The organism is Bradyrhizobium sp. USDA 4501 (assembly GCF_054062115.1).
On sequence record NZ_JBSSEX010000001.1, the window covers coordinates 6,876,541 to 6,888,653 of the forward strand.

The window sequence follows — 12,113 nt, forward strand, 5'->3', positions numbered from 1 at the left end:
CAGACGCATTGACAGGCGGTGTCGAGGATGGCCGGCACGCGCCGTGGGGCTGCGCGGACACGATCGGCGCTATTTTTCGGCCTGTTCCGGCTTCGGCTCGGCGGTATCGGCCGTCATTTGCTTCGACTTGGCGAATTCCTTCGGCGGTGCACCCGCGCCGCCATGCTTCGCTTCCTTCAGGTGATCCCCGCGCTGGCGCTTTGCGACGTAGTAATACCCGCCCGCGAAATAACGCACGGCTCGATCGTGATTGCCATCGGCGGCGCGATAGGCGCCGGCGAGGTATTTGATGCCGTATTTGAGGTTGGTCTGGGGATCGCGCAGACCCTCGGCGGTACCGGTGTAGCCGAGGCCGCGTGCAGTGCCGAGCTTGATCTGCATCAGCCCGATGGTGCCGCCGCGTCCGATCAGCTGCGGATGGTACTTGCTCTCGCGCACGATGACGCGATGCACCAGCTCTTCCGGTACGAGGTTGGCCTGGGCCTCGGCCGCCACCATCGCCTCATATTGCGCGCGCGATTGCGCCTGCGCGCTCGCGCAGGACGCCAGCACCGCGATTGCGGCAAGGCAGCCAAGGGCTTGTACGGTCTTCATCTCAATCGCTCGGGCTTTCAGATGCGCGTCGGTTCTGCGGTCTCATTGGTACGGCTAGCGGGCAGGAATGTGGCAAAACCTTCGCATCAGCGAACGTTAATGCATCCGTGATTGTCCGGTCATGGGGTGAAGGGACGACGCGATTGCAAGAGGGATGCTTCAAATTGTTTGCTTCAATCGTCTCAGCCAAAAATTGTCTTGGCCTGCAATTTCCTTCTAATTTTTCTGACTAATTTTGCCGCACGCTATCCACAGCAGTTTGTCGTGCAAACGAATCAATGAAGGTCTAGACTTCGTCCACGGCAGAGTGCGCGATCGTTCAGTCAGCAGCTCTGTCCAAGCACGCAAGAAACAACATTCGGGAGATGCGCCATGGTCCGTCAGGACACCGGCTATATGCCTCGCGAAAATCCCTGCGCGCAATGCGGTAAGCCGATCGCCCGCCCTGATTGGGTGGAGCACAGCGAAGGCCGCTCGTCGTTCTTGTGGAATTGCCGCGCCTGCAATTACCGCTTCGAGGCCATCGCGATCTACGAGGAAGCGGAGCTCATTACGCCGCTCGCCGCCTGACGTCTCCTCATCGCATCAGCTTCGCCTGATCAGGCCGCGGATTTCTGCCGCTGCAATTGCTGTTGCCGCGCCGGCAATTCGATCCGGACCACGAGCCCGTGCGGCTTGCGATCGTGCAGCGACAGCGTGCCGGCATGCGCGAGCACGATGGCATTGGCGATCGACAGACCAAGGCCGAAGCCTTCGGCCTCATCCATGTTGCGCGCCTGGTCGCCGCGCACGAACGGCTCCAGCACGCTCGCCTTGTGCGCATCCGAGATGCCGGGCCCGTCATCCTCGATGTCGACGACGAGGCGGTCCGGCTTGACGTCGAGGCGGACGGCAACTTCGCCGCCGAACCGCACGGCATTCTCCACCAGATTGGTGATGCAGCGATGCAGGTCGGCCGGCCGCGCGGTCGCCATCGCGTGCTGCGGGCCCGCGTAACTGACCTTGTGTCCCATGTCGGCGAACTGATCGGTGACGAGGTGCAGCGTGCTCGCGATGTCGACCAGCGTCATCTCCTCGAGCTTGCGGTCGTTGCGCAGGAACGACAGCACCGATTCCAGCATCGAGCGCATCTGGTCGAGGTCGCGCAGCATGCGGTGGCGGTGGGTCTCGTCCTCGATGAATTCGGCGCGCAGCCGCATCCGCGTGATCGGCGTGCGCAGGTCATGGCTGATCGCGGCCAGCATCTTGGTACGATCGTCGATCAATGCGGTGATGCGCTCGCGCATCCGGTTCAGCGCCCGGGCCAGCGAACGAATCTCCTCCGGACCGCGCTCGGGCAGCGGCGCGGCGGCGCCGTTCAGGCTGAAGGTCTCGGCGGCCTTGACGAAGGACGACAGCGGCGCGGTCAGCGCCCATGCCGCCCACAGGCCGAGCAGGGTGACGCTGATGACGGCGAACAGCACCGTCATCATCCACGGTCCACCCCAGAACGGCCGCATGTGCTGATCCGGCGTCAGGTTGGCGGCGAACATGGCGCCGTCGGGCAGGCGGATCGCGACGCGGCGAATTTCGCCGTCATGCGGCGTGCCGCCAGCCTCGCGCGGCAGCAGGAAGATGCGATAGCCGACGCCGAGCCGGCGCAACGCGTGCAGGCTTGGCGTGTCGGTTTCGGTGAGCGCGCCGGCATCGGCCGGCAGGTCGCCGATCGCAAGTTGCGGGAAGGCACGGGCGACGTCGGCCACGAGCCGCGGCCGCTCCGACGCCGGGGCATGCCCGAGCAGCTGCGCGGCGGCGGCGAGCTGGGTGTGCCAGCGGTCCGACGGCTCCACCCGATCAGGGCGATGGATCAGGAAGGTGGCGGTGATGATCAAGTGCAGCGCGACGATCGAAACGACGACCAGCGCCGCCATCTGGGCGCCGATCCCCCGCAGACTCAGCACGCGCAGCAGCTTCATGGTCAATTGTTCGTGGCGGCAACCGCCTCCACCCTCGGCGTGAACACATAGCCGCCGGAACGCACTGTCTTGATCATGGTGGCTTCCTGCGGATCGGGCTCGATCTTGCGGCGGATGCGGCTGACCAGCACGTCGATCGAACGTTCGAACGAGCCGGCGCTGCGGCCCTGGGTCAGGTCGAGCAGGCTGTCGCGCGACAGCACGCGGCCGGGCCGCTCGCAGAAGGTGCGCAGCAGGTCGAACTCGGCGCTGGTCATGGCGACGCGCGCGCCTTCGGGGTTGCGCAGCTCGCGCAGGCGGATGTCGATACGCCAGCCGAGGAAGGTCAGCGTGGTCGCGCCCTCGATCGCGCTGGCGTTGCGCGCGGCGGCCTGCCGGCGCAGCACCGCGTTGATCCGCGCCAGCAGCTCGCGCGGGTTGAACGGCTTTGCCAGGTAATCGTCGGCGCCCATCTCGAGGCCGAGGATGCGGTCGACGTCCTCGCCGCGCGCGGTCAGCATGATGATCGGCGTCTGCGATTCCGCCCGCACCTTGCGGCACAGGCTGAGGCCGTCCTCGCCGGGCAGCATGACGTCGAGCACCAGGAGATCCACGCGGTGGTCGGTCATCGCCTTGGCCATCTCGCGGCCGTCGGAGGCGGTCGTGACATGACAAGAATTGGTACGGAGATATTTTGCGATAAGGGACCGCGTCTCGCGGTCGTCCTCGACGACAAGGATATTGGGCGCAGCCTGGGTCATACCGATCTTTTGTCCGTGATTCGGGGAAAGCGGCTCAGGAATTTTGTTTCAGTATGTGTCTGAAATCTTGCCCGGCTATCCGGGTTAACAGGTCGGCCGCAGGCAGAAAAGTTATCGTTCTGTCATCAATCCTGATGCCCTGAAATGCGGGCAGAACCCTCTCGGGATAGCGCATCGGCCCCTGGTCGTTATGGCGGCCGGAGAAGGGGAAGGGCGGCTGTCATATCCGGGGGCGGAACCCGTTACCCCGGCGACGCGTTATTTCTCTTTCGGGTCAAGGAGGGTGAGATGGCTGTCGAGGTCGAGACCAGGCCGCATCAGCTCATTGCAAGCGACCGGGTCGAGGGGACGGCGGTGCGCCGGGCCAATGGCGACATGATCGGCCATATCGAGCGGCTGATGATCGACAAGATCTCCGGCAAGGTATCGTACGCGGTGTTGAGCTTCGGCGGCTTCCTGGGCATTGGAACCAATTTGATCCCGCTGCCCTGGGGCCGGCTGCACTACAACCCGAAGTTCGAGGCCTATGAGCTCGACATCGAGGACGAGGAGCTGAAGCGCGCGCCGTCGTTCCGTGCCGACAAGGATTTCGATTGGGGCGATCGCTCGCAGGAAGTCGAGCTGCATCGCTTCTACGGCGTGCCGCCCTATTGGGGCGGCTTCTGATCGCGCGGCAACATGCGCGCATGACGACGCTCGTCGATCGATGATGCGGTCGCCGGGGCGAGCGCGCGGTTTGTGCAGCGCGGTTCGGTGAGCCAAACATCGTCACATCATGGACTGCGCGTCCGGCGCAGTCGTGAGGCTCAACCGCAAGCTCACTTGAGAGATCACGATACCTTTCGTCAAGCGGCGCAGCGTTTCCGTGCGCTGAAAGGTCCTCACCCCCGTTCCTCGGCATTTAAGCGGCTTTTGAGCGCAGGTCCGTTAGGAACGGTTGCGAAGATGACGGGTTTTCCCAGCATCGATTTTGCGAGAGGAGAGCCATCAATGTTGGTCAAATCCATCATCGCCGGCCTCGCCGGCACTGCGCTGCTTGCAACCGTCGCCGTTGCGCAGACGCCAACCGATAAGGGCGACAAGATGTCTCCTGCGGCGTCGACGTCAGTCACGTCGCCGGATTCGTTCAAGGGCAACTGGCGCGCGTCGAAGGTCGTCGGCCTTAGCGTGTACAACGACGCCAATGAAAGCGTCGGCTCGATCAATGATCTGCTGATGGAGAAGGGCGGTACAATCAAGGCGGTCGTGATCGGCGTCGGCGGCTTCCTTGGCGTCGGCGAGCACTTGGTCGCGGTCCCGATCGACAAGGTGAAGTTCGTGAACGAGCCGATCGCCTATACCGGCGCCTCGAACACCGGCGCCGGCAGCACCAGCAAGACGACCACCACGGGCGCGGCCCCTGCGGCGGCGACGTCGAAGCCGAATCCCTGGTATCCGGATCACGCCGTGTTCAATGCGAGCAAGGATGAGCTGAAGGCGATGCCGGAATTCAAGTATTCGACCGACTAACGCATCGCGTCACCTGCAAGAGAAGAGCGCGTCCGGTTGCTGCCGGGCGCGCTTTTTTGCTGGCCGGATGAATAAAATTTGGGAAGAGTGTAGGGAGTAGGTCAGGCGATCCAATTCGGACAGCGCGTTGCAATCATCATCAACCCTCACGTGATCATTCGTCAAATGGCTGAAGAACCTGATGAATGACAGGGACCGCGATGGCGGCAATCCCGCGGTAGCCCGGATTCGCGGCCGCTACCCGCAATACACGCGGCGCCGGTTGCAAGGCTTTGCGGAGCGGCTGCAACAGAAGGTTCATGCCGACCGTGTGCCGGTCACTTCGCTCGCGCTTGCCGGTCCCACCGAGCGGATCAGCCTCGAGGACGCGCTCAAGCTCGATTATCGGCCGGTCCCGTTGGGCGAGACGCTGGGACCGCTATGGGCGACTTATTGGGTGCAGGTCGTGGCCGAGGTGCCGCAGGCCTGGGCCGGCTCGCGCGTGGATCTGTATTGGGACAGCCGCTCGGAAGCGCTGCTTTGGCTCAACGGACGTTCCTCGCAGGGTCTCAATCCCGGCCGCCACACCGCGCCGCTCGTTCAGTCGGCGAGCGGCGGGGAGACGATCAGCTTCCATGTGGAGGTGGCCTGCAACGGCCTGTTCGGTGCGTTCTGGAGCGATCCGCAGGCCTACGCGCTGGTCGCCTGCGAGCTGCGCTGCTTCGATTCCGAGGCCACGGCATTCTATTTCGACTACGAGGTGCTGCGCCAGCTCGAGGTTGACCGCGATCCCACGACAAAGTCGAGGTCATACGGCGCTGTCGGAGAGACGGCGCAGCCGGCGCTGGATCGGACCTGGGCGGGGCGCCTGCTGCACGATCTCAACCGCATCTGCAACATCGCCGATCCCGACGATCGCGCGACCTGGCCGGCGGCGCGGGCGATCCTCGATGGCCTGCTCGCGGCACGAAATGGCAGCATCGCCCACGAGGTGTCGGCGATCGGCCACGCCCATCTCGACACGGCATGGCTGTGGCCGCTGGCGGAAACCCGGCGCAAGGCGCAACGCAGCTTCTCCACGGCGGTGGCGCTGATGGAGCGCTATCCCGATTTCAAGTTCGCCTGTTCGCAGGCCTATCAGTATGCCGTCATCGAGCAGAATGACCCTGACCTGTTCGCCCGAATTCGCGCCAAGGCCGCCGCCGGCCAATGGATTCCGGTCGGCGGCAGCTGGATCGAGCCGGACTGCAATCTGCCGTGGGGCGAGTCGATCTGCCGTCAGTTCCTCTATGGTCAGCGCTATTTCGAGCAAACGTTCGGCGCGCGCTCCAGCGTGTTCTGGAATCCCGACGTGTTCGGCTACGACGCCCAGCTGCCGCAGCTGATGCAGTCCGCGGGGATGTCGCGCTTCCTGACCCAGAAGCTGTCGTGGAACAAGTTCACCTCACCGCCGCATCACAGCTTCCATTGGCGCGGACTGGATGGCAGCACGGTGCTGGCGCATTTCCCCCCGGCGGACACCTACAACGGATCGGCGCAGGTCGCGGAGCTCCGCTATCACGCCGCCAATTACAAGGACGCCGACCGTTCGTCCGACGCACTCTATCTGTTCGGCTATGGCGACGGCGGCGGCGGTGCCGACGAGACGATGCTCGAGACGTTGCAGCGCGCAAGGGACTTGCAGGGGCTGCCGCGAATCCAGATTCGCTCCGTCGACGAGTTCTTCGACCGCCTGGCGATATCAGCGCCGGATCTGGCAACGATCGAAGGCGAGCTCTATCTCGAATATCATCGTGGCACCTACACCACGCAGGCCGAGACCAAGCGCCTCAACCGCGCTTGCGAGGCCGGCCTTCAGGCCCTCGAATTCGTGACCACGGTCGCGGCTGCCTGCCGGCAACCGGCACCGTCAGCACAGGAGATCGAAGCGCTGTGGCGCACGCTGCTGGTCAACCAGTTCCACGACATCATTCCCGGCAGCAGCATCCGCGAGGTCTATGAACGTGCGGAGGTCGAACTCGCTGGCGTGGCGGAGGAGGCCGGGCGTCGCACGCAAGCCGTGCTGGCGACACTGTGCGATCCCGAAGACGGCAATTGGACGCCCGTCAACACGCTGGGCTGCGCGCGCGCCGAAGTCGCGTCCGACCCCGACGGCGAGCTTCGTCACATCGCCGCCGCGCCGTTTGCGGCGGGTGAAACGACGACGACCGACGATCGCGTTGTGGTCGCCGCCGATCTGGACGGCTTCGTGCTGTCGAACGCGCGGCTCGAAGCGCGCATTGATCGCAGCGGGCTCGTTCGGTCGCTGCTGCATGTTGCGACCGGCCGCGAGACCTTCGCATCACCGGCAGCCCGGCTGCTGCTGCTCGATGACCGGCCGCTCGATTTCGAGGCATGGGATATCGATCCGTTCGCGCTGGAGACCGCGCGCGAGGTGACAGGAGATGTGAGCTGCGCCGTGCTGTCGGATGGCGGACTGCGCGGCGAAGTCCGTTTCGAGCGCGGGCTCGGACGCGCAAGCCGGCTCGTGCAGGTAATCCGCCTCGATGCCGGCGCCGATCATCTCGAATTCGAAACCACGGTCGATTGGCAGGAGCGCAAGACGGCGCTGAAGGTCATGTTCCCCGTCGCCTGCCGTGCATCGAACGCAACCTATGAAACCATGTTCGGCGCAACCGAGCGGCCGACCCATGCCAACGCGGATGCCGATGCGGCCAAGTACGAGGTGCCCGGGCATCGCTGGGCCGATCTCGCTGAGCCGGATTTCGGCGTGTCGCTGTTCAGCGACTGCCGTCACGGCTATTCGGCGTTCGGCAACCAGCTCGCGCTGACGCTGCTGCGCGGCTCCGAATTGCCTGATCCGCAGGCCGATATCGGGCGGCACCGGATGCGCTATGCGATCTATCCCCACCACGGCGACTGGCGCAGCGCGGACACGGTCGGGCGCGCCTTGCGGTTCGAGCGTCCGGTGCTGTGGACCAAAGGGCGCCCTGGCGCGCTGTTGCGACGATCGTTCCTGACCGCGTCTCCGGCCAACGTGATCGTCGATACGATCAAGCCCGCCGAGGATGGAGACGGCTGGGTGGTGCGGCTTTACGAGAGCGCCGGCATTCGCACCGCCGCGGCGCTCGATTTCGGCGTCGACATCGCGTCGGTGTGGATCAGCAACACCCTGGAAGACCGCATCGAGGCCTTGCCGACCGAGGATCGGGGATGCCGCCTGGCGCTGCGTCCATTCCAGATCGCAACGCTGCGGGTCTTCCAGGCGTAATGCCTGCAGTGACTTTCGCTCCGGCTTGCGGGGTACGGCATGGCAGCCGCGGAATTCCGTCTGCGATGCGCGGAGAGACCGGATCGCATCGCTGGATGCGATCCGGTGTGGCGTGGCCGTCAGTTCGACTTCACCAGCGGACAGCCGCCCTTGTCGAGCGGGCGGAACGCCTCGTCGCCGGGCACGGTGGCGATCAGCTTGTAGAGGTCCCACTCGCCCTTGGATTCCTCGGGCTTCTTGACCTCGAACAGATACATGTCGTGCACCATGCGGCCGTCGATCCGGATATGGCCGTTCTTGGCGAAGAAGTCGTTGACCGGCGTGGCGCGCATCTGGGCCATCACCTGCGGCGCCTCGTCGGTGCCGATGGCCTCGATCGCCTTCAGGTAATGCATGGTCGCCGAATAGAGGCCGGCCTGGATCATGGTCGGCATATGGCCGACCTTCTCGTTGAAGCGCTTCGAGAAGGCGCGGGTCTCGTCGTTCATGTCCCAGTAGAAGGCGTCGGTGACGATCAGGCCCTGGGTCGCCTTGATGCCGAGCGAATGCGTGTCGGTGATCTCCTGCAGCAGCGCGATCATCTTCTGGCCGCCCTGGGTCAGGCCGAACTCGGAAGCCTGCTTCAGCGCGTTGGTGGTGTCGCCGCCGGCATTCGCCAGCGCCACGACCTTGGCCTTGGAGGCCTGCGCCTGCAGCAGGAAGGACGAGAAGTCCGACGAGTTGAGCGGATGACGCACGTCGCCCAGCACCTTGCCGCCGCTCTCCTTGACGACATTGGCGGCATCGCGCTCCAGCGCCATGCCGAAGGCGTAGTCGGCGGTGACGAAGAACCAGGTGTCCTCGCCGCGCTTGACCATCGCCTTGCCGGCGACGTTCGAGAGCGCGTAGGTGTCGTAAGTCCAGTGCACCGTGTTGGGCGAGCAGGCGGTGCCGGTGATATCGGAGGAGCCGCCGCCGGAATTGATGTGGATTCTGTTCTTTTCGCGCGTCAGCGCCGAGATCGGCAAAGCGACCGACGAGGTCGGCACGTCGAGGATCGCGTCGACCTTGTCGTTGTCGTACCAGTTGCGTGCGATGTTGACGCCGACGTCGGGCTTGTTCTGGTGATCGGCTGCGATCACCTGCACCGGCTTGCCTTTCACCTTGCCGCCGTAATCGGCGACCGCCATCTCGACGGCGGCGACCGAGCCCTTGCCGGTGGCGTCCGCATAGAGGCTCGACATGTCGGTGAGCACGCCGATCTTGACGACGTCGTCGGAGATCTGGGCGTTCGCCGCGGTCGCTGAGACCGCGAGCGCGAGGCCGGCCGCCGCTGCGGCCAAGAGTGTTTTCATCGTGTTTTTCTCCCTGACTTTTTCGTTGAGGGTTGCTTCCACCGGGGCGTTCTAGCCGCTGCGACAAGCTGTCGCAAAGACGACTTTTTGAGCATGCGCGCGGCAAGTGTTCCCCCTCTCCCCCGCTCTTCGCGGGGAGAGGGTTGGGGTGAGGGGCCTTATCCACGGGTGGCGATTGTCGTGAGACCTGTACCCCCTCACCCGGATTGCTTCGCAATCCGACCTCTCCCCGCAAGCGGGGCGAGGTAAGAGAGCAATCCGCTCGGGCAGTGTCCTACAGCGCCGGTAACGCGGTGACGGCGGCCTTGATGGTGCCGTCGGTTTCCACGATCACCCGCAACGTCTTGGAATCGAAGTCGATCCCGGCCAGCCGGATGCTGTTGACCTCGGCGTCGACGCGGATGCCCTCCTCGTTCTTCTGCAGGTCGGCGATGGCGGCGGCGACCTTGCGCTGCGCGTTGGTCGCGAATGGCTTCAGGTCGACCACCAGCCGGTCGTTAAGGGTCTGCTGCATGTGCGGGATCGCCGCGCGTGCGGCGGCGCCGAGCAGGCCGAACGCGGCCTCGGATTCCACCGCCAGCTCGACGTCGGTCAGCCGCAGCGTCTGCGACGGCTGGTCGAGCCGCGGCCGGCCCCAGATGTGCACGGTCGCCTCGGCGCCCAGCCCGAACCAGCTGGCCTTCTCCTTGGCGTGCACCAGGAGCGAGATCAGAAGCCGGCCGCCGGAGGCGGCGATGCTCGCGCTCTTGACGGTCACGTCGACCGGACCGGAGCCGTCCTCGGGGAAGGTCTTGCCCTTGAGCTGCGCCTCGACCAGCTGGCTCAGCGTGGTGAAGGACAGGTCGACAGGCAGGCCGATCGCGACCTGGCTCGGCATCGGCGGCACGATCGAGAGTTTTTCGGGGAACGGGCAGTTCGGGGTGGTCTGCGCCTCTGTGATCCGCGTTTCGGCCTCGATCCCCATCGTCAGGATCAGCGAGGACGCATCGACCTTCGGCTGCGCGGCGATCGCGCGGGTCGGTCGCAGTTCGAGCCACATCGGCGGCATCGAGGTGGTGCCGCCGGTGCCTTGCAGCGGGATCGAGCGGCAGGCCTTGGCCCATTGCGTGCGGGCGTTGTTCTGGAACACCGGGTCGTTGTGCAATCGGGCCTCGACCACGGAAATCTGGTCGGCGACCGCCTTGTCGATGACAGGCTTGACCTGGGCCGGCACGCTGATGCGGACGCCGGCCGTCGACAGGCTGGTGTCGCCGAGATTGACCTGTGCCTGCAGGTTCGGCTCGATCCGCCAGGACGCGCCGAGCTTCGGCCGCGCGGTGAGGGTGACGTTGCCCTTGATCTCGGCGTTGGCGTTGATGTTCTTGATGTTCACGGCGCCGATCTGCTTGGCGACATTGCCGCCGAGCAGGCTGCCGAGCGCGTCGTTGACCGCGCCGGTTGCCTTGGCGGACAACGCGCCGGTGACCTTGAGCGTGCCGTTGATCGGGGTGGTCAGCGTCAGCACGTCCTGCGCGCCGGTGGCCGCGATCGGCCCGCGCGATGCGGTCCAGCCGATGTCGGCATTTTGCAGGATTTGCTGGACCGGGTTGTCGGCCTTGCCGCCGAACGTCTTCGGCGCGCCGCGTTCGGCGGCGTCGCGGATCGCCGACAGCGCGACCGAGACCTGCGCCACGATCGTCGAGGAACGCGGCGCCTGCGGCAGCGGCGGCAGCTCTGCGAGCTTCGGCTTCTGCACGGTGACGCTCGGCGCGAGCCAGTCCATTGCCTTGAGGCTGATCACGAATGAGACCAGCACCACCGCGGTCCCGAGCGCTATCGTCCTTGGATGCATCGGTAGACGCATCATTCCCCCGGATGAAAATCAACTTGACGGCTTGTACAGGCCCCCCGACGAGGGCGCCAGTGTGGCGGGATCAAGCTGCTTCAGGGGCGGAAGGCGTTAAGGTTGATGAACGCGACAACGGCCCCGGCATGAGAATGCCGGAGCCGTGGTCGAGGACGCCTTTGTTAAGGACGCCTTGGAGGGGAGGGGCTTAGCGGACGGCCGAGCCGAGATCGGCGCGGCGGTCGGTCATCGGCAGCACGATCACCTTGGTGCCGACGCCGACCCGCGAATAGAGGTCGGAGACATCTGCGTTGGTCAGGCGCAGGCAACCGGAGGACACGCGGGTGCCGATCGTCTCCGGCGCGTTGGTGCCGTGGATGCGGTAGATGGTGCCGCCGAGATACATGGCGCGGGCGCCGAGCGGATTGCCGGGGCCGCCGGCCATGTGGCGCGGCAGATAGGGCTGGCGGGCGATCATTTCCGGCGGGGGCGTCCAATCCGGCCACTCCGCCTTCTTGGTGATGGTCTGGGTGCCCGACCAGGTGAAGCCGTCGCGGCCGATACCGATGCCGTAGCGCATGGCCTGGCCGTTGCCGAGCACGAGATAGAGATAGGTGTGCGGGGTGTCGATGATGATGGTGCCGGGCGCCTCGCGCGTCGGATAGGCGACGACCTGGCGGCGCAGGCGGGCGGGCAACTCAACCGAACGGTCTTCCTCCTGCGTCTGCGGCATCGACTGCACCGGCGGCTGCACGGCCTCGGTCGGCGGCGTCAGGATGAAGGGGAACATCGGCAGCGGAGCGGCCGCGGCGGAATTCGAAAAAGCGACGGTGCCAATCGCCAGCGCACCGAAGGCGGCGGCAGCGAGACGTGAGTTCAGCTTGATGGAATTGAACATTGTCGACC

10 protein-coding genes are annotated in these 12,113 nt (G+C 65.3%); 4 read left to right on the forward strand and 6 right to left on the reverse strand.

Annotation, left to right across the window (positions count from 1 at the left end; translation table 11 throughout):
* Nucleotides 1-69: 69 nt before the first annotated feature.
* Entirely contained in the window at nt 70-594 is a 525-nt protein-coding gene (locus tag ACVWZM_RS31655; RefSeq protein WP_456855540.1) for a transglycosylase SLT domain-containing protein, read from the reverse strand.
* A gap of 372 nt (nt 595-966) precedes the next feature.
* On the opposite strand from ACVWZM_RS31655, the gene ACVWZM_RS31660 reads away from it, so the two are divergent.
* Entirely contained in the window at nt 967-1,164 is a 198-nt protein-coding gene (locus tag ACVWZM_RS31660; protein ID WP_028332600.1) for a hypothetical protein, read from the forward strand.
* Nucleotides 1,165-1,193: 29 nt separating this feature from the next.
* On the opposite strand, the gene ACVWZM_RS31665 is transcribed toward ACVWZM_RS31660, so the two are convergent.
* Together ACVWZM_RS31665 and ACVWZM_RS31670 are read right to left on the reverse strand one after the other, a co-directional pair.
* Nucleotides 1,194-2,549 carry an ATP-binding protein gene (locus ACVWZM_RS31665; RefSeq protein WP_456855541.1) on the reverse strand — a complete coding sequence of 452 codons (1,356 nt, stop codon included), beginning with the start codon at nt 2,547-2,549 and terminating at the stop codon, nt 1,194-1,196.
* Between the two features lie 2 nt (nt 2,550-2,551).
* Entirely contained in the window at nt 2,552-3,289 is a 738-nt protein-coding gene (locus tag ACVWZM_RS31670; RefSeq protein WP_018273044.1) for a response regulator, read from the reverse strand.
* A gap of 288 nt (nt 3,290-3,577) precedes the next feature.
* Between ACVWZM_RS31670 and ACVWZM_RS31675 the strand changes: the two genes are divergently transcribed.
* The 3 genes from ACVWZM_RS31675 to ACVWZM_RS31685 all read left to right on the forward strand — a co-directional run bounded on the left by ACVWZM_RS31675 (nt 3,578) and on the right by ACVWZM_RS31685 (nt 8,048).
* Nucleotides 3,578-3,955, forward strand: a complete 378-nt coding sequence (locus ACVWZM_RS31675) for a PRC-barrel domain-containing protein (protein ID WP_028344225.1) — start codon at nt 3,578-3,580, stop codon at nt 3,953-3,955.
* Nucleotides 3,956-4,279: 324 nt separating this feature from the next.
* A complete protein-coding gene (locus ACVWZM_RS31680; protein ID WP_456855542.1) occupies nt 4,280-4,798 on the forward strand; it encodes a PRC-barrel domain-containing protein in 519 nt (172 codons plus the stop codon).
* Nucleotides 4,799-4,979: 181 nt separating this feature from the next.
* Entirely contained in the window at nt 4,980-8,048 is a 3,069-nt protein-coding gene (locus ACVWZM_RS31685; protein ID WP_456855543.1) for an alpha-mannosidase, read from the forward strand.
* A 119-nt stretch (nt 8,049-8,167) separates the two neighbouring features.
* Here ACVWZM_RS31685 and ACVWZM_RS31690 read toward each other — a convergent pair whose 3' ends face one another.
* The 3 genes from ACVWZM_RS31690 to ACVWZM_RS31700 form a co-directional block, all read right to left on the reverse strand.
* A complete protein-coding gene (locus tag ACVWZM_RS31690; RefSeq protein WP_253639056.1) occupies nt 8,168-9,382 on the reverse strand; it encodes an ABC transporter substrate-binding protein in 1,215 nt (404 codons plus the stop codon).
* A gap of 274 nt (nt 9,383-9,656) precedes the next feature.
* Nucleotides 9,657-11,225: a DUF4403 family protein gene (locus tag ACVWZM_RS31695; protein WP_456856798.1), complete on the reverse strand. Its 1,569-nt coding sequence runs from the start codon at nt 11,223-11,225 to the stop codon at nt 9,657-9,659.
* Nucleotides 11,226-11,415: 190 nt separating this feature from the next.
* Nucleotides 11,416-12,105, reverse strand: coding sequence for a L,D-transpeptidase (locus ACVWZM_RS31700; protein ID WP_456855544.1), 690 nt, complete (start codon nt 12,103-12,105; stop codon nt 11,416-11,418).
* Between the last annotated feature and the right edge of the window lie 8 nt (nt 12,106-12,113).

What these genes read in the sequence shown, in the direction of transcription:
- ACVWZM_RS31655 (WP_456855540.1), bottom strand. Translation starts at nt 594, where the DNA reads ATGAAGACCGTACAAGCCCTTGGCTGCCTTGCCGCAATCGCGGTGCTG.
- ACVWZM_RS31660 (WP_028332600.1), top strand. Translation starts at nt 967, where the DNA reads ATGGTCCGTCAGGACACCGGCTATATGCCTCGCGAAAATCCCTGCGCG.
- ACVWZM_RS31665 (WP_456855541.1), bottom strand. Translation starts at nt 2,549, where the DNA reads ATGAAGCTGCTGCGCGTGCTGAGTCTGCGGGGGATCGGCGCCCAGATG.
- ACVWZM_RS31670 (WP_018273044.1), bottom strand. Translation starts at nt 3,289, where the DNA reads ATGACCCAGGCTGCGCCCAATATCCTTGTCGTCGAGGACGACCGCGAG.
- ACVWZM_RS31675 (WP_028344225.1), top strand. Translation starts at nt 3,578, where the DNA reads ATGGCTGTCGAGGTCGAGACCAGGCCGCATCAGCTCATTGCAAGCGAC.
- ACVWZM_RS31680 (WP_456855542.1), top strand. Translation starts at nt 4,280, where the DNA reads ATGTTGGTCAAATCCATCATCGCCGGCCTCGCCGGCACTGCGCTGCTT.
- ACVWZM_RS31685 (WP_456855543.1), top strand. Translation starts at nt 4,980, where the DNA reads ATGAATGACAGGGACCGCGATGGCGGCAATCCCGCGGTAGCCCGGATT.
- ACVWZM_RS31690 (WP_253639056.1), bottom strand. Translation starts at nt 9,382, where the DNA reads ATGAAAACACTCTTGGCCGCAGCGGCGGCCGGCCTCGCGCTCGCGGTC.
- ACVWZM_RS31695 (WP_456856798.1), bottom strand. Translation starts at nt 11,225, where the DNA reads ATGCGTCTACCGATGCATCCAAGGACGATAGCGCTCGGGACCGCGGTG.
- ACVWZM_RS31700 (WP_456855544.1), bottom strand. Translation starts at nt 12,105, where the DNA reads ATGTTCAATTCCATCAAGCTGAACTCACGTCTCGCTGCCGCCGCCTTC.